Source organism: Micromonospora sp. WMMD558 (assembly GCF_049315255.1).
GTDB lineage: Bacteria > Actinomycetota > Actinomycetes > Mycobacteriales > Micromonosporaceae > Micromonospora.
The window spans coordinates 5,162,359-5,178,589 of sequence record NZ_CP186061.1 but is presented as its reverse complement, the minus strand read 5'-3'; the positions used below and the strand labels follow the sequence as shown (position 1 = coordinate 5,178,589).

Annotated in this window: 18 protein-coding genes; 13 read left to right on the top strand and 5 right to left on the bottom strand. The window is 70.3% G+C overall.

What is annotated here, in order from left to right; genetic code table 11:
* The first annotated feature begins 15 nt into the window (after nt 1-15).
* A complete protein-coding gene (locus ACN26Y_RS24675) occupies nt 16-471 on the top strand; it encodes a GlcG/HbpS family heme-binding protein (RefSeq protein WP_155332570.1) in 456 nt (151 codons plus the stop codon).
* Nucleotides 472-553: 82 nt separating this feature from the next.
* Here ACN26Y_RS24675 and ACN26Y_RS24670 read toward each other — a convergent pair whose 3' ends face one another.
* Nucleotides 554-946, bottom strand: coding sequence for a Na-translocating system protein MpsC family protein (locus ACN26Y_RS24670; RefSeq protein WP_155332569.1), 393 nt, complete (start codon nt 944-946; stop codon nt 554-556).
* Nucleotides 947-1,256: 310 nt separating this feature from the next.
* Here ACN26Y_RS24670 and ACN26Y_RS24665 point away from each other — a divergent pair, with 310 nt between their 5' ends.
* Nucleotides 1,257-2,354 carry a Nif3-like dinuclear metal center hexameric protein gene (locus tag ACN26Y_RS24665; RefSeq protein ID WP_230688752.1) on the top strand — a complete coding sequence of 366 codons (1,098 nt, stop codon included), beginning with the start codon at nt 1,257-1,259 and terminating at the stop codon, nt 2,352-2,354.
* 9 nt (nt 2,355-2,363) lie between these two features.
* Nucleotides 2,364-3,926 (top strand): permease, encoded by a 1,563-nt coding sequence (locus ACN26Y_RS24660; RefSeq protein ID WP_155332567.1) that lies wholly within the window; start codon nt 2,364-2,366, stop codon nt 3,924-3,926.
* A gap of 96 nt (nt 3,927-4,022) precedes the next feature.
* Here ACN26Y_RS24660 and ACN26Y_RS24655 read toward each other — a convergent pair whose 3' ends face one another.
* On the bottom strand, nt 4,023-4,253 hold the full coding sequence (locus ACN26Y_RS24655) for a hypothetical protein (RefSeq protein WP_230688751.1): 231 nt from the start codon (nt 4,251-4,253) through the stop codon (nt 4,023-4,025).
* A gap of 9 nt (nt 4,254-4,262) precedes the next feature.
* On the opposite strand from ACN26Y_RS24655, the gene ACN26Y_RS24650 reads away from it, so the two are divergent.
* From ACN26Y_RS24650 to ACN26Y_RS24635, 4 genes are all read left to right on the top strand, one after another.
* Complete coding sequence (locus tag ACN26Y_RS24650) at nt 4,263-4,469, top strand: hypothetical protein (RefSeq protein ID WP_230688750.1); 207 nt, start codon at nt 4,263-4,265, stop codon at nt 4,467-4,469.
* Nucleotides 4,462-4,872, top strand: a complete 411-nt coding sequence (locus ACN26Y_RS24645) for a DUF3885 domain-containing protein (RefSeq protein ID WP_196255683.1) — start codon at nt 4,462-4,464, stop codon at nt 4,870-4,872. Before ACN26Y_RS24650 ends, ACN26Y_RS24645 begins: the two co-directional genes overlap by 8 nt.
* A gap of 135 nt (nt 4,873-5,007) precedes the next feature.
* The gene (locus ACN26Y_RS24640) at nt 5,008-5,559 is read left to right on the top strand and encodes a PadR family transcriptional regulator (protein WP_155332566.1); all 552 of its coding nucleotides are present in this window, start codon (nt 5,008-5,010) and stop codon (nt 5,557-5,559) included.
* Between the two features lie 23 nt (nt 5,560-5,582).
* A complete protein-coding gene (locus tag ACN26Y_RS24635) occupies nt 5,583-7,304 on the top strand; it encodes an acyl-CoA dehydrogenase family protein (RefSeq protein WP_155332565.1) in 1,722 nt (573 codons plus the stop codon).
* Between the two features lie 336 nt (nt 7,305-7,640).
* Here ACN26Y_RS24635 and ACN26Y_RS24630 read toward each other — a convergent pair whose 3' ends face one another.
* Entirely contained in the window at nt 7,641-7,982 is a 342-nt protein-coding gene (locus tag ACN26Y_RS24630; protein WP_196255682.1) for an ArsR/SmtB family transcription factor, read from the bottom strand.
* A gap of 217 nt (nt 7,983-8,199) precedes the next feature.
* Nucleotides 8,200-8,844: a dihydrofolate reductase family protein gene (locus tag ACN26Y_RS24625; protein ID WP_155332564.1), complete on the bottom strand. Its 645-nt coding sequence runs from the start codon at nt 8,842-8,844 to the stop codon at nt 8,200-8,202.
* 152 nt (nt 8,845-8,996) lie between these two features.
* On the opposite strand from ACN26Y_RS24625, the gene ACN26Y_RS24620 reads away from it, so the two are divergent.
* Both ACN26Y_RS24620 and ACN26Y_RS24615 read left to right on the top strand, forming a co-directional pair.
* Complete coding sequence (locus tag ACN26Y_RS24620; RefSeq protein WP_422733592.1) at nt 8,997-9,935, top strand: hypothetical protein; 939 nt, start codon at nt 8,997-8,999, stop codon at nt 9,933-9,935.
* On the top strand, nt 9,932-11,605 hold the full coding sequence (locus ACN26Y_RS24615; RefSeq protein ID WP_422733591.1) for a M16 family metallopeptidase: 1,674 nt from the start codon (nt 9,932-9,934) through the stop codon (nt 11,603-11,605). Before ACN26Y_RS24620 ends, ACN26Y_RS24615 begins: the two co-directional genes overlap by 4 nt.
* A gap of 107 nt (nt 11,606-11,712) precedes the next feature.
* On the opposite strand, the gene ACN26Y_RS24610 is transcribed toward ACN26Y_RS24615, so the two are convergent.
* Nucleotides 11,713-12,276, bottom strand: coding sequence for a hypothetical protein (locus ACN26Y_RS24610; RefSeq protein WP_155332561.1), 564 nt, complete (start codon nt 12,274-12,276; stop codon nt 11,713-11,715).
* A 37-nt stretch (nt 12,277-12,313) separates the two neighbouring features.
* Between ACN26Y_RS24610 and ACN26Y_RS24605 the strand changes: the two genes are divergently transcribed.
* From ACN26Y_RS24605 to ACN26Y_RS24590, 4 genes are all read left to right on the top strand, one after another.
* Entirely contained in the window at nt 12,314-13,003 is a 690-nt protein-coding gene (locus ACN26Y_RS24605) for a response regulator transcription factor (protein WP_155332560.1), read from the top strand.
* Between the two features lie 31 nt (nt 13,004-13,034).
* Nucleotides 13,035-14,360, top strand: coding sequence for a sensor histidine kinase (locus ACN26Y_RS24600; protein WP_155332559.1), 1,326 nt, complete (start codon nt 13,035-13,037; stop codon nt 14,358-14,360).
* Nucleotides 14,361-14,521: 161 nt separating this feature from the next.
* Complete coding sequence (locus ACN26Y_RS24595; RefSeq protein ID WP_155332558.1) at nt 14,522-15,322, top strand: lytic polysaccharide monooxygenase; 801 nt, start codon at nt 14,522-14,524, stop codon at nt 15,320-15,322.
* Entirely contained in the window at nt 15,319-15,918 is a 600-nt protein-coding gene (locus ACN26Y_RS24590) for a DUF305 domain-containing protein (RefSeq protein ID WP_422733590.1), read from the top strand. The genes ACN26Y_RS24595 and ACN26Y_RS24590 overlap by 4 nt, the downstream gene beginning before the upstream one ends.
* The last annotated feature ends 313 nt before the right edge of the window (nt 15,919-16,231 follow it).

The window sequence follows — 16,231 nt, the reverse complement described above, 5'->3', positions numbered from 1 at the left end:
GGCAGAGGAGGCACGGTGCACAGGATCTACCGAATCACGCTCGACGACGCACTCCCCATGCTCGCGGCAGCTCGAGCGAAGGCGGAGGAGATCGGCGTCAGGCAGACGATCTGCGTCTGTGACGACGGCGGCCATGCGATCGCGCTGCACCGGATGCCGGGTGCCCGCCTCACCGGGGTCGACATCGCGATCGCGAAGGCGTTCACCGCGGCCGGCCACGAGCGGGCGACCCACAAGTTCAACGAGCCGCCGAACGGCCCGGCGCTGCCGGGCAACGAGGCGTTCGGGATCAGCCACATGCACCCCGGAAAGTTCGCCATCTTCGTCGGCGGGTTCCCCATCGAGTACGACGGCCAGATCCTCGGCGCCGTCGGGGTCAGCGGCGGCAACGGCGAGCAGGACAAGGCGGTCGGCGCGGCCGCGCTCGAGGCGTTCGCCAAGCACGTCGCGGACCTGGGGCTCGGCGGGTAGTCCCGGGTCACCCGCGTCGTCGCTGACCTGCCGCCGACGAAGCCGGCACGTCAGCGGCGCCGTCCGGACCGGGCCGGCGCCGCTACGGATACCGTCGGGCCTCGGTGAGGACCAGCGGGGCGTCGAGGACCACCACCGTCGCCGAGAGCTCCGTGCTCGGGTCGTAGTCCTTGAGGACGACCCGTACCGCAAGTCCGATCTTGTCCCGGAACTCCTGGGCCAGCCGCCGCTTGCCCTCGTCCAGCAGCGCCACGTCCACCTCGCGGGTGATGTCGCGGTGGGCGGGATCCAGCGTCGCGAGCGCCTTGACGCGCTGATGCTGGGCGAGGATGAGGATCCGGTCGTCCAGGAGGTCGACCCGCTGCCGGCTCACACCGACGCCGGAGATCCCCTGGTTGACGCTGTTGTACACCCGCAGGATCTCCTGCTTGAGCTCTCCGGGCGTCCGCGGCGGGGTGCTGGCTGAGCGATCCATGGCGCGACTCTAGTGATCGTCGGACGGTTCGGTCGAGGTCTTGACACCCTCCGGCGGGCGCCGATATATATCACACACCTCTGAGGCGCTGTTCCTACGGGTACGGGCCGACGAGGACGTCGTGTTCAGAGCCGACGAACGGTCTAGGGAGCTTCCGTCCCGAAGAGCCCGACAGCTGTCGCCGATGGCGGTTGGCGGTCTGCGCGAATTTCGCGCACGCCGCCAAGTCCGAGCGGTGGCAGCTTCTTGCTTCCGCCGCACCCGATCCAGTGCGCGTCGCACTGACATCAACGGAAGGCGGACGAAACGCGTGACGAACAAGACAGCGTCGCAGACCGGTCCGACGGTGGCCGATGTGGTCGCGGCCCTCGATGGGCTGACCGGCGGCCGGGTCACCAGCTCCGACGGGGGCCGCAACCCGTACGTGATCAGCAAGGACTCGGGGATACCCGGCAAGGCGGTGACCGAGCGGCCCGGCCTGGTCTGGGGGGCCTCCGACAAAGCGGTGCGGCGGCTCGCGGTCGCCATGACCATCACCGAGCACCACATCGAACTTGCGCATGCCAGCGGCGTGGACGCGATCGTTGCGCACCACCCGATCGCGGACGCGGCGAGTTCCGGTGGAGTGACGCTCGCCGACTACCTTTCGCTGTACGGAATCGCGGTGCTGGAGTGCCACGAAGCCTTCCACGGACTGCACCCCGGCATGGCCTACCTCCACGGCCACCAGCCCTTCTACGTCAACCCCGCCTACGACGGGGTACACGGGCTGGTGGTCATGGTCGGCCGGCCGCTACCGGGCGTCACCACGGTCGGTGACGTACTCACCCGGCTCGACGCGGGCCTGGAGCGGTCCCTGGACCTGCGCATCCTGGACGGGGAACGCTCCGTCCGCCAGTGCGCCGACCTGGTGGACAGCGCCACAGCTCCGGGGATGCGGGTGCTCGCGGGTGCTCTCGACGATCCGCTTGGCGAGGTTGTCCTGCACGCCTTCCCACACACCGGCTTCGGGGAGAAGCAGCTCGCCCAGCTGCTCGCCGAGTATCCGGCCATCTCAACGGTCATCTTCAGCATCAGTGCGGCTCCCCCGGACTCGGCCGTGGTGGCGAGCGCGGCCGCGCGCGGACTCAGCGTGCTGGTGGGCAGCAGCCATGCCTCGGAGGTCTTCGAGAACGGACTTCCGCTGGCCTTCGGACTGTCCGCCCTGCTGCCGAACGTCGACGTTGTCCTGTTCCGGGACCGGGTCGTCTCGATCCCGATCAACAGCGTGGGCACGGGCGCCTTGCGCGAGTACGGGCGGTCGGTGGCGCAGGAGCACCTGCTGCCACTCGCCGAGGCCGTCCGCGCTCGCGCCGCCGCGACGACGCTCGCGGCCACACCCCTTAGCCACTCCGAGCACGCAAGCTAGGAGACAACCATGGAAATAGCGCCTGCGCACTGGGTGTACCTGGCAGGTCTGGCCTCCCTGATCGTCGTCATGGTCGCCCGGAAGAACGTCGTCGTTCCCGCCATCGCCGCGACCTTCCTCACCGCCGTGACCTTCACCGGCAGCGTGCCCGGGGGAGTGGCGTCCGTGTTCCGCGCCAGTCTGGTGGCCGCGTCGGAACTGTTCAACATCTTCCTCATCATCGCGCTCGTCACCGCGATGCTCGCGGCGCTGAGAGCCATCGGGGCCGAGCACCGGATGGTGGCGCCGTTCCGTCGGCTGATGGTGAGCGGGCCGGTCGCCTACGTCGTCCTGTTCGTTGTCACGTACATCTTCGCCCTGTTCTTCTGGCCCACGCCGACCCTGGCGTTGATCGCGGCGATCCTGCTCCCGGCCGCCATCCGGGCGGGCCTGTCCCCGATGCTCGGTGCGATCGCGATCGCCATCGCCGGACAGGGCATGGCCCTGGCCTCCGACTACGTCATCGGTGTCGCGCCGAGTCTCTCGGCGAGCGGCGCCAACGTGTCGGCCGACCTGATCGCCGACCGGGCCCTGGTCCTGTCGTGGGTGGTCGGAATCGTCGCACTGGCGATGAGCTATGTCCTGACGGTGCGTCGTCGCGGGCTGAGCACTGCGGCGGCAGATGAGCCCAGCGCCCAGACGAACGTGGCGCACCGCGCCGAACTCGCGATCGCTGGAGTGGCCGGCGTCAGTGGTACGGGTGGCACCTCCGGGCAGCTCGGCCACGCTCTGGCGACGAAGCAGCCACCGCCGGAGGCGCTGGAGGAGCGGGAGGCAGTAGCCAGTGACGCCCGGCTCGACGACGATCCTGCCGGCCAGCGTGGACAGGATGGGCGGGCCAAGCTGTTCGCCGTCCTGGTGCCCGTCGCTTTCGGCGCGCTGCTCGTCTACATGCTGCTCGGGCGGTTCACCGACCTGGTGTCGGTCGACGACGGTGCGGGGGCCCCGCTGGTCGGCGGCATGGCAGCACTGCTGCTTCTCGCCGTTGCGGTGACCAGCGACGGGGTCCGCTCCCTGGAGAGCTGCGCCGAGCACGTCGTCGAAGGCCTCTCCTTCGCGTTCAAGGCGATGGGCATCGTCATCCCCATCGCCGGCTTCGTCTTCATCGGCATCTCGGACTTCTCCGGCCGCATCATGGGGTTGGCAGAGGACCAGACGGCGCCAGGATTCCTGTTCGACGCTATCCGCAGCGTCGAGGAGCACATCCCGAGCAACCCGATCGTCATCATGTTCGCCGTCCTGCTCGCCGGCATGACGGTCGGGCTTGACGGATCGGGTTGGGCGGGGCTGCCGCTCACCGGCTCCCTTTCGGAGGCGCTCAGCCCGCACGCCGGAGTCGACACCGCCACGCTCGCCGCCATCGCGCAGAACGGCGCGTCCTGGACCGGCGGCGGCACCCTGGTCATCTGGTCGTCGCTCATCGCCGTTGCCACCTTCTGCGGGGTGTCCGTGGTCGACCTCGCCCGCAGGCTGTTCCTGCCCGTGGTTACGGGACTGGTCGTCAGTGTGGTGGTCGCCGCGATCATCTGGTGAGGCATTCGCTCACCAGAGCGGACGACGCCGGCGCTGCTGTCGCGGATACACCGTGCGGCAGCGCCGGCATCAGGAACGCCAGGACGTCGTCCTCGGTCAGGCGTTCGTCGCCTTCAGGCGGTCCAGCACGAAGGCGAGGATCTCGACCTCGTAGCGGTAGTGCGCGTACCGGCCTGCGGTGCCGAAGTTGCGGGACGCATACCGGCGGCAGCGCGGCAGGAGGTTTTGCCTCCATTGACGGCGTCGTTGCCGACGACAGCCGGCAGCATCCAACGGGCCTGGCCGTCTGCCCGGCTTGTGGACGTCATCAATGACCTGGCTGCCCACGATCAGGCGGTGCTGTACTTCCAGCTGTGGGCAGTCATGGACGGTGGCGCGTTCTGGAACGGCCACGAGCGGCTCGACAAGCCGCTTGACGTCGGCAAACCGTGGCAGCAGGTCGTCGAGGATGCGCGTGAGTCCGCACTAATTGAGGCCGCGTTCGTGGTTGCCCGGCCCAACCTGTTCGCGACCGTCGAGTGGATCGATCGTGCGGATGTCTGAAGGCGACGGACGTCAAGATGAGGGACCGCGCGGGCCGATGACCGGCGATATTGTGGACACCGTCGCACTTTCGCGGCTGTGGGATGAGCGGTGGCCGGGCTGTTCGAAGCTGCCGCATGAACTTCGAGCCGTGCGGGACCGGTGGGTGCGGTTCCACACTCTGCTGGGCTCCAAGCGCTATTCCGACACTGAGAACGAGTACGCGGTCGTTCTGGGCAGGTACAACACCGTCCTCGCCGAACTGGTTATTTTTACCGGTCCCGTACTTCTGGTCGTCACCGCGGGCTACTCCGATGCTCCCGAGCCATGGAAGCCCTGCCGGCCGCCGGAAACCGTGGCGGCGCACCCGAACCCCCTTCAACGCGGTTTACGAGTGAAGGCCGTCGGTACGCCGAGCGGGTAGCGGGGCATAAGGCGCGGGACACCCAGCCGCCCTAGACCGGCGACCGAACCGCGGCTGTCGAAGGGCGCGTCGCCCGCGACGCAGAATGTCGCCGGGGGATTGCTATGCAACGAGTTGCATAGCAGGATCGCCGGTGTGGCACTGGAACACGCGATTCTCGTCTCGCTGCTGGAGCAGCCCGGGTCCGGCTACGAGCTGGCCCGGCGGTTCGAGCGCTCCATCGGCCGGTTCTGGACGGCTACCCACCAGCAGATCTATCGCGTCCTCAGGCGGATGGAGACCGACGGCTGGGTCACCGCCGAGGAGATCGGCCAGGATGGGCGCCCCGACAAGAGGCGCTACTCCGTGACCGCGGCTGGCCGAGGGGTGCTCGCGAGCTGGCTGCGGGAACCCGTCCAGCCAGAGACGGTCCGCCACGAACTGGCCGTGAAGATCCGCGGCGCAGCGTTCGACGACGATGCCGGCCGGGCTGCACTGATCGTCGAGGTCGAGCGGTACCGCGCCGACCACGAAGCCACCCTCAACCGCTACCTGGCCGGCGAGCGGCGTGATTTCCTCGACGCCGGCGAGCTCGACGCGGGCCAGCGGTTGCGGCACGTCGTGCTCCGGGGTGGCGTCGCGTACGAGCGGATGGTCCTCGACTGGCTCGACGACGTCCTCGAAACCCTCCACGGCCTCGGCCGCTGACTCCCCAGGAAGGCACTGCCACCATGGCGAACTCGTTGTTGCTGAACCCGCGCACCTACGACCCCGCACACCTCGACGACGAGACGCGCAGGCTGCTCCGCGCCACTGTCGACTTCTTCGAGAACCGCGGCAAGAAGGCACTGGTCGACAGCTACAACGACCGGGCCTGGTACGGCGACTTCCTGGACTTCGTCGCGAAGGAGGGCCTGTTCGCGACGTTCCTGACGCCGGCAGCCGACGGTGGCGGGGCCGAGGGCAGACGCTGGGACACCGCGCGCAACGCAGCGCTCAGCGAGATCCTCGGCTTCTACGGTCTCGGCTACTGGTACACCTGGCAGGTGACCGTCCTGGGTCTCGGGCCGGTGTGGCAGAGCGCGAACCTGACCGCCCGCGCCAACGCGGCCCGGCTGCTCGCCGACGGTCATGTCATGGCGTTCGGCCTGTCCGAGCGCAGCCACGGCGCCGACATCTACTCCACCGACATGATCCTCACTCCGGACGGCGCGGACGGATACCGGGCCAACGGCGGCAAGTACTACATCGGCAACGGCAACGTCGCCGGCCTTGTCTCCGTCTTCGGCCGCCGCGCCGACGTCGAGGGGCCCGACGGCTACGTCTTCTTCGCCGCGGACAGCCGCCACCCCGCCTACCGCCTGGTCAAGAACGTGGTGAACGGGCAGATGTACGTCAGCGAGTTCCGGCTCGAGGACTACCCGGTACGCGGCGAGGACGTGCTGCACACGGGCAAGGCCGCGTTCGACGCCGCGCTCAACACCGTCAACGTCGGCAAGTTCAACCTTTGCACCGCTTCCATCGGCATCTGTGAGCACGCGATGTACGAGGCGGTCACCCACGCGCACCGGCGGGTGCTCTACGGCAAGCAGGTCACCGACTTCCCGCACGTGCGGCGCGAGCTCACCGACGCGTACGCCCGGCTGGTCGCGATGAAGTTGTTCAGCGACCGTGCCACCGACTACTTCCGGTCGGCGGGCCCTGACGACCGGCGGTACCTGCTGTTCAACCCGATGACCAAGATGAAGGTCACCACCGAGGGCGAGCGGGTGATCGACCTGCTGTGGGATGTGATCGCCGCGAAGGGTTTCGAGGCGGACACCTACTTCGACAAGGCCGCCAAGGACATCCGTGGCCTGCCGAAGCTTGAGGGCACCGTGCACGTCAACCTCGCCCTGATCCTGAAGTTCATGCCGAACTACCTGTTCCAACCGGCCGACTTCGCGCCGGTACCCACCCGTCAGGACCCCGCCGACGACGAGTTCCTGTTCCGGCAGGGGCCGGCCCGCGGCCTCGGGGCGATCCGGTTCCACGATTGGCGCGGCGCGTACGACACGTACGCCGACATCCCGAACGTGGCGGTGCTCCGGGAACAGGCCGACGGACTCTGCGCACTGCTGCGTGCCCACGCCCCGGACGAGGATCAGCAGCGCGACCTGGACTTCCTGCTCACCCTCGGTCAGCTCTTCGCGCTGGTCGTCTACGGTCAGCTGATCCTGGAGCAGGCCGAGCTGACCGCCCTGGATCGGCACCTGCTCGATGAGATCTTCGCGGTACTCGTCGGGGACTTCTCCGCCTACGCGACGGAGCTGTACGGCAAGGCGGCCACCACCGACGCGCAGGCCGCCTGGGCCGTGGCGCACCTGCGCCGCCCGGTTCCGGACGCGTCCCGCACCGCCGCCGTCTGGGCGCAGGTCGAGGCGCTCGCAGGCGCGTACGAGATGCAGCCGTAGGACGCGGTCGGCCTGATCGAGCGCTGCGGGCGGCCGGGGAACGTCCCGGCCGCCCGCGGTTGCCCCGCCGGTATCGGCCATCCCGGCAGCGCGGAGGCGAGGACGCCCGGTCGAGCGGTATGGCGCACCGAACGAAGTCGTCAGGAAACCGGGGCAGCGGCTGTTGTGGTGCGGTACTGATGCCGGCGTCGCTGTCGTGACCATCAACGTATGTGGCGCCGGGTCGGACGCCGGTGATCAGGTGTGCAGCAGACGGCGGACCTCGCCGAGGGCGAGGGGTATGAGGTCCTACCGGTCGTCCTGTCAGCGCTCGGGCGCGGTCCTCGGCGGTGCCGCTCAGCGGGCCTTCTTCGTCGCCCGCTTGCGGGGCGGCGTCAACAGGTCGGCTATTCCCGCGATCGCGGACGGCACCAGGCGGTAGTAGGCCCAGACGCCGCGCTTCTCGCGCTCGAGCAGGCCGGCCTCGGTGAGGATCCGAAGGTGGTGACTCACGGTCGGCTGGGACAGGTCGAGCGGCGCGGTGAGGTCACTCACCGACGCCTCGCCCTCCGGGGCGGACTGGATCAGACTGAGCAGTCGCAGTCGGGCCGGATCGGCGACCGCCTTCAGCACTCCCGCGAGCCGCTCGGCGTCGGCACGCTTGATCGGCTCGCCGGCAAGCGGCGAGACAGCAGGCATATCAGTTCTCACAGATCCCACGCCTTCCATCGTCGCACCAACACCAGGATCGGCCGCGTGAATCAAGACGCTGTCACCGTCCGTTCGCGGGAAGGGAACAGTTGACGTGCGCTTGTCAGGCTGGCGGTTCACCTGGATGCCTCGTCGTTCTCAGTTGGTCAACCACCTACGTTCCTGGACATGAGGCGGTCAAACACCGACCCTGACGCGGGGTGGCTCAGCCGTCGCGCCCGGCACCTCGATCGGGTGCGCTCATGTCCCCCGTCCCGGGCGTGCCACCGGCGAGCCCGTAGCGCAGGTACACGGTGCCCTGCTGACCGGCAACCGGCGGTTCGAGGAGTGTCAGGTTCGTGGGCACCGCGCCACCGTCGAACACCTTCTTCCCGACGCCGAGCACGATCGGGTACACCCAGAGGTCCAGACGGTCGAAGAGCTTCTCGCGCAGCAGAGTCTGCACCAGGTTCAGACTCCCGACGACCTTCACGTGCTCGTGCCGGTCACGGATCTCGCGCACCGCGCCGGCCAGATCCGGGCCGAGCCGGGTTGACCCGGCCCACGAGAGGTCGGGCCTGCCGCGCGAGGCCACGTACTTGGGGACGCTGTTGAACAGCGTGGCGATCTCGTTGTCCTCGCCGCCCTCCTGGTGCGGCCAGTAGGCGGCGAAGATGTCGTACGTCCGCCGGCCGAGCAGGAGGGCGTCCGTGCCCTCGTACGCGGCACCGACCTGCGCCCCGGTGACCTCGTCCAGCAGGGGCGCCTGCCAGCCGCCGAACGGGAACCCCACCGGATCCTCGTCGGGGCTACCGGGCGACTGCCCGACGAAATCCAGGGTCGTGAACAGCTCGATGTGGATCAGGCCCATGCCTTACTCCCGATGAGTCGGTTGTCTCGGTCGGAGAGGTAGACCAGTGGGCGCCGGCAGACTCATCGCTGCCACCGGCGCCCAGCTTCGTCGTCGTCACAGCATCGCCCGGCGGGTTACCTGCGCCGACGTCCCACCCTATGCTCTCCAGCGTGCCGATCAAGCTCCTCAACCGCGCCGCGTCCCCCACCCACGACCCCGTCGAGCACTATCCAGATCTGGCTCCGCTGCGGCAGGCGCTGCACGCCGAGGATTGGCGTGCCGTGGTCGCGTTCTTCGATCGGCTGCCCGACGGTGACGATCCGACGGTGGCCACTGACATGGTCGCGCAGATGAGGGGCGTGGAGACGTACCTGCGGTCGGTCGGCGGGCCTGCCGAATCGCCGCTGGCGGGCACGCTACTGGGGGTACGTCTCGTAATGCTGGCCTGGGAGGCGCGCGGATCGGCACGGAGCCAGTACACGAGCAGTCGCCGGTTCGCCTCGTTCCACGAGACCCTGCGGGAGGCAGAGGCGGTGTTGAGTGAGGTCACCGCGGCCGATCCGGGCAACATCGCCGCCTGGACGGCTCGGCTGTGCATCGCGCGCGGGTTGGAGATGGGACCGGCTGAGGCGAACCGGCGCTATGAACGCGCCGTCGGAGCGCGGCCGCACCCGTTCACCGCGCAGCTGGCCTATGTGCAGCAACTGTGCCCCAAGTGGGGTGGTTCGCTGGAGAAGATGCATGACTTCGCGCGCCGCTGCGCCGAGGAGGCACCACCGGGTTCGCTCAATGCCGCCGCGGTGGCCGAGGCACATCTCGAGGACGCGTTCTACGAGGGCACGTTCCACTACCTGCGCCGGCCGAGAGTGCTCACCGAACTGCAGGATGCGGTGGCGGTATCGGTCGGGCATCCGGACTACCGTCCCGTGCACGGCTGGGTCCGGGCACAGAGCAGCTTAGCGATGGCCCTCTGGTACGCCGGCGACCGAGCCGGGGCCGCGAGCCGAATGGCCACGCTCGACAACCGGATCACCGAGTACCCGTGGCGCAGCGTCCGTCAGTTCCGAACCGTGCGTCGCCGCCTGCTGCGGATCGGAGCACGGGGATGAAGCAGTACGAGATCGACGGAGTGCCGGCGCTGTTCGTCAAGGCGACCGGGCCGCTGCGGGCCGGCCTCATGTTCCGCGTCGGTCGAGTGGACGAGCCGTTGCCACTCGCGGGCGTCTCTCACCTCGCCGAACACCTGGCGCTGCACCGGCACGGGCTGATGGATCACCACGCCAACGCCACGGTCGATGCGACGACGACGCACTTCCACACCTCCGGTACCGCGGCAGAGGTGGTCACCTACTTCGCGAAACTGTGTACCGGGTTGATCGACCTGCCGGTGGACCGGCTTGGTGTGGTGAGGGAGATCCTGCGAACGGAGGCCGCCGGACGTGGCGGCGGCGTGAACGCGAGCCTGCCCCTGTGGCGCTACGGCGCGCAGGGGTACGGCCTGGTCAGCTACGCCGAGTTCGGCCTCAACCAGATCTCCGGCGACGACGTGCGGTCGTGGGTTACGGAGAACTTCACCCGGGCCAACGCGGTGCTGTGGGTGGCCGGTGACGACGTGCCGGCTGATCTGCGGCTCGACCTGCCGCCCGGGCGGCGGCGACCGCTGCCGGCGCCCACTTCGGCGCTACCTGACACGCCCGCCTACTACCACGCCCCGGTCGACGGCATCGTCATGGACACCGTGGTCCCCAACGGGGTGGCTGGGCAGCTGTTCGCGGCCCTGCTGGAGCGCGCGCTCTATCGCGAGCTACGGCTCGAAAGCGGGATCAGCTACACGGCTTGTGCCGACTACTCGTCGCGGGGCGACGGCATGGCCACGATCACGGCGTACGTCGACGCGCTGCGTGAGAAGCACACGGCCGCCGTCAACGGCTTCGTCGACACCTTCAGGCAGCTGGCGAAGGCGGGCATCGATGAGCAGGAGCTGAATGCCGTACGGACGAAGGCGCTGCAGAGCCTGGCGCATCCCGAGTACGAGGCGAGCCGGCTGCCGGGCGTGGCGGCGAACCTGCTGACCGGTCAGCCCGTGCCGACTGTCGACGAGGTCTCCGAGGGACTGCGGTCGGTGACCGCCGCCGACGTTCACACCGTTGCCACCGAGGCTTACGCCAACGCGCTGCTCCAGGTGCCGTACGGCGTTCCCGCCGACACCATCGGGTTCACGCCGGCACCGACGACCTCGGACGCGGCGGTGGAGGGCAGGCGGCACGCCGCGCGCAGCGGCGACGGGCAGACGTTGATCGTCGCTGACGACGGTGTCTCGGTGACCGACAGGTCGGGCAGTGCGCTGACGGTGCGCTTCGCCGAATGCGCGGCGCGACTGCGGTGGCCGGATGGCGCCAGTGTGTTCCTCGGGCTCGACGGCATCACCGTGTCGGTCGAGCCGACGCTGTACCGCGTCGACGCCCTCGACCTTGCTGCGCTGGAGCGGGACGTGCCGGAAGGGCTGACCGTGACGATGCCGGAGCGTAGCCCCGACCAGATCCCGCAGCCCGAACGGCGTGGCTTGGCTCGTCGCCCTGTGCGCAAGACGGAGTTCATGATCCTGGCGCCGATCACCGGGCTGCTGGCATGGGCTCTGGTCAGTCTGGCGAACGCCTGGCGGCCGGAGGACGGCGAGTTCGCCGAGAAGTTGCTGCTGGTCCTGTTGGTAGCCGTCGCCGTGTGCTTCGTCCGGGTGTTCCTGGTCGGGCTCTACCGCATCCGGTTCGGCCGTTGGTGACCGGCGACGCCTACATGGACGTGGGCGAACGGCGGGCGCTCGGGCCAAACAGCTCGGTCACGGCTCGCGGCTCAGCTCCTGGCTCCGTGTCACCGCGGTGTGGTACCTCAGCCGCCGATCTCGCTGACCTGGGCGAACGGCGCGTCGTCGCGCCACACCACGTGGATGACGAAGTGATGATTCGTCTCCAGGAAGAAGACCGCCAGGTTGTCCGGGGTGTTCTGCACGGTCTTCGCCGAGTAGCCGGGGCCGGGTGTGGCGGTGACGAGTTGCACCCGCCCGCGGCTGGCGCGGACAACCGTCTGGCCGCCCTCCACCCGGAACGAGCGAAGGTATGTCGCCACGCCCGCGGCGTCCGTGGTGACCGTCCAACCGTCCCGGGTGGTCGTGGTCCGCGGCGCGCCGGCGCTGGGGGTCGGCGTCGCGGCGGCGGACGGAGGTGCCGATGACGGCGACGCGACCGACGGGGTCGGCTGCGCCGGCGTCGTGACGGTCAGTGGCGGCTCGTCGCCGGCGCCGCCGCGTCGCAGCTCGTGGACCGAGGCGAGCGTCTCCTCGCCGGCCGGGGCGGTGCGCAGCACGGGGAGCAGGGCGGCCGAGGCCAGCGCGATGCTGGTGGCGGTGGCCGCGAGCCAACCCAGCGTAGGCATCCAGTTGCGGAGCGTTCGCACGATCATCCTCCGTCCCGCCGGTGCCTATGGTGATCCTATGGCGCTGATCCTGCTGGTCGAGGACGACCGCATCATCACCGCGGCGTTGTCCCGCGCGCTGACCGACGCGGGTCATGTCGTGCGGGCCGTCGGCCAGGCCGCCGAGGCGTTGCGCATCCTGACCGAGGAGCAGCCCGACCTGATCCTCCTCGACCTCGGGCTGCCCGACATCGACGGTACCGATGCGCTCCGTATGATCCGGTCCGTCTCCGACGTGCCGGTCGTCGTCGCCACCGCGCGCCGGTCGGAGACCGACATCATCCACCTGCTCAACGCGGGCGCCGACGACTACGTCACCAAGCCCTTCTCCGGCGGGCACATCCTGGCCCGCATCTCCGCCGTGCTTCGGCGGTACCGCAGCGGCGTCGACGAGGAGGGGCCCGGCGCCATCACCGTCGGGCCGCTGGTGATCAGCCGGAAGGAGCGGCGGGTCAGCTTGAACGGCGAGCCGCTCAAGCTGACCCGGCGTGAGTACGACGTGCTCACGTACCTGGCCGAGCGGGTCGGGCAGGTGGTGAGCCGGCGGGAGCTGATGACCGAGGTCTGGCGGCAGGCCCGCATCGGCGAGGAACAGACCATCGACGTCCACATCTCCTGGCTGCGGCGCAAGCTCGGCGAGACGGCCGCGAAGCCCCGGCTGCTGCACACCGTCCGCGGGGTCGGCGTCATGATGGTCGACCCGGAATGACGGTCGGCTCCCGGACGAGGCGGAGGTCGCGATGAGGTGGGCACTCAACCGGCTGGCGCTGGCCATCACGTCGATGGTGGCGCTGGCCTTCCTGGTGCCGCTCGCGGTGGTGACCCGCCAGCTCGCGCACGACCGGGCCATCGGCGACGCCCGTCAGCAGGCGGCAGCGATGGTGGCGGCGCTCGCCGTCGACGCGGACCCGCAGCTGCTGACGCGTGCCGTGGTGAGCACCGCCGCCGGCAACGAGGGACGGCTCGCCGTGCACCTGCCCGACGTGGCCCCGGTCGGGGTGGTGCACGCCACCGCCGCCGACGTGACGCTCGCCGCCGGGTACCGGCGCCCGGTCACCGCGGACGCCGGCGGCGGGCTGGCGTACCTGCTGCCCACGGTGATCGGCGACGGCCGGACCGCGGTGATCGAGGTGTACGTGCCCCGCGAGGACATGGAGCGCGGGGTGTGGCGGTCCTGGCTGGCCCTCGCGGTCCTCGCCGTCGTCCTGGTCGGCGGCTCCACGCTCGTCGCCGATCGGCTGGGCAGCCGCATCGTGCGGGCCACCGGCCGGCTCGCCGGCGCCGCGCGGCAGCTCGGCACCGGCGACCTGACCGCCCGGGTCACCCCGGACGGCCCGCCGGAGCTGCGCGACGCCGCGCAGGCGTTCAACGGGCTGGCCCAGGACATGCGGCGGCTGATCGACGCCGAGCGGGAGTTGGCCGCCGACCTGTCGCACCGGTTGCGTACGCCGCTGACGGCCCTGCGCCTCGACGCCGAGGCGATGCCGCCCGGGCCGATCGGGGAGCGGATGCGGCAGGCCTGCGACCTGCTCGACGAGGAGTTGGAGGCGATCATCACGGGGGCCCGGCGCAGCGTGGGCGAGCGCGGCGCCGAGAGCGCCGACCTGGTCGAGGTGCTGGCCGACCGGCTGGCGTTCTGGTCGGTGCTCGCCGAGGACCAGCGGCGCCCCTGGTCGGTGGTCGGCGGCGACCGGCCGGTGCTGCTGCCGCTGTCGCGCGGCGACCTGATCCTGGCGGTGGACGCCCTGCTCGGCAACGTGTTCGCGCACACGCCGGAGGGGTCGGCGTTCCGGGTCACCGTCTCGCCGGAGGGGCTCGTCGTCGACGACGCCGGCGCCGGCATCGCCGACCCCGCCGCGGCCGTCCGGCGCGGCGCGAGCGGAGCCGGCTCGACGGGGCTCGGCCTGGACATCGTGCAGCGGGTGGCCACCGCCGCTGGTGGCCGGCTCGACATCGGACGCGGACCGCTGGGTGGCGCCCGGGTGGCGTTGGTCCTGGCGGGGGACGCCGCGCCCGCCTCGCCGGCCGGGCCGGCCGAGCGTCGCCGGCGCGCCGATCGCGGCTGAGCCGGCACCGCCCGTACCGTGCCGGGGCGATCACGGTCCGCGCTCTAAAGATCCTTTCTGGAGTCTTTAAGGCTTCGTTATGGCGCCCGTGCCTAGCGTCCTCAGTCGTAACTCGGGGTGCCGGACGGTCCGGTGACCCACCGACAGCGGTTGACGAAACGATGGCCACTCGCAAGATCATCGCCTATCCCCTCGCGGCGGTCGCGGCCGCCGCCGGCTCGACGCTGGCGTTCCAGTCGCCCGCCTCGGCGCACGGGTACGTCTCCTCGCCGCCCAGCCGGCAGGCGCTGTGCGCGCAGCGCGCCGTACCGGACTGCGGCCCGATCCAGTTCGAGCCGCAGAGCGTGGAGGGGCCGAAGGGGCTCAAACGCTGCGACGGCGGGCTCTCCCAGTTCGCCGTGCTGAACGACGACAGCCGCAACTGGCCCGCCCGCGCGGTGGGCGACACCGTCAGCTTCAGCTGGACGTTGACCGCCCGGCACCGCACCAGCACCTGGGAGTACTTCATCGGCGACACCCGGGTCGCCGTGTTCGACGACGGCAACCGGCAGCCCGAGGCGGTCGTCACCCACCAGGTCGACCTGAGCAGGTTCCCGGGCCGGCAGACGGTCCTGGCGGTCTGGAACATCGGGGACACCCCGATGGCCTTCTACAACTGCATCGACCTCAACATCGGCGGCGGAGGCGGCACCCCGCCGGCCCAGACGCCGGCCCCCACCCCCACCGGCACCCCGACGCAGGCCCCGACCGGCCAGCCCACGCAGACCGCGACGGCAACCGCGCCGGCGAACCCGGGCCAGACCGGTGCGCCGACCGGTGCCGCCTGGGCGGCGGGTACCGCGTACCGGATCGGCGACGAGGTCACGTTCGACGGGAAGCGCTACCGCTGCCGGCAGCCCCACACCGCGATCCGCAGCTGGGAGCCGTCGCCGTTCACCCTCGCCCTCTGGCTGCCGGCATGAGGCGCGGCACCAGGATCGGTGCGGCCCTGCTGCTGGCCGTCGTGGTGCCGCTGTCGACGGCCGCCTGCGGCACCGCGCGCGACGAGCCGGCGCCGCCGGCGCCGGCCCCCGTGGCCGTGCAGGCCGGCAACACCCACAACGACGCCGACGTCATGTACCTGCAGATGATGGTCGCCCACCACGGGCAGGGCCTGCAGCTCGTCCGGCTGGCCAAGACGCGGGCGCAGCGGGAGGAGATCAAGACCCTCGCCGCGGCCGTCGAGGCCACCCAGGGCGACGAGGTGACGATGATGAAGTCGTGGCTGGACACCTGGTCCAAGCCCACGACGGTCGACCACGACCCGGGCTCGCACGCCGCGCACGGTGGGTTGCCGGCCACGGGGGCCGAGCAGATCGCCGCGCTGGAGAAGGCGGCCGGGGCCGACTTCGACCGGCAGTTCCTCAACCTCTTCGTCGGCCACCAGCACAACGCGGTGGAGATGTCCCAGCGGGAGGCGAAGGAGGGGGCGAACCCCGAGACCAAGGAGTTCGCCCGCCGGGTCCAGGAGTCCCGCACCGACCAGATCGCACAGATGCTGAGGTTCCTCAACGGCTGACGGAACCGCCCGAGATCCCGGGTCGCCGTACTCCGCAATGGGGGGTGCGGCGGCCCGGCCAGCTCTTGGCCGGGGCGATCACTGCACCGGAGGTGAGCACCGTCCTGCTCAATGATCGTGGCCTTCGGATCCGAGAACTCCTTGCACTCGGCGCCCGGGCCGGCGCACACCGTGAACTCCGTACCGTTGCGCGCCACCATCGCCGACAGCCACGGCAGCACGTCGCCCCCGGCCGGCGCTGAGTGGCTTCGCCGCGCTGGATGTGAACGAGACGCTGGTGCAGGGGACACCCTTGCCGGGCCGCACGGTCTAC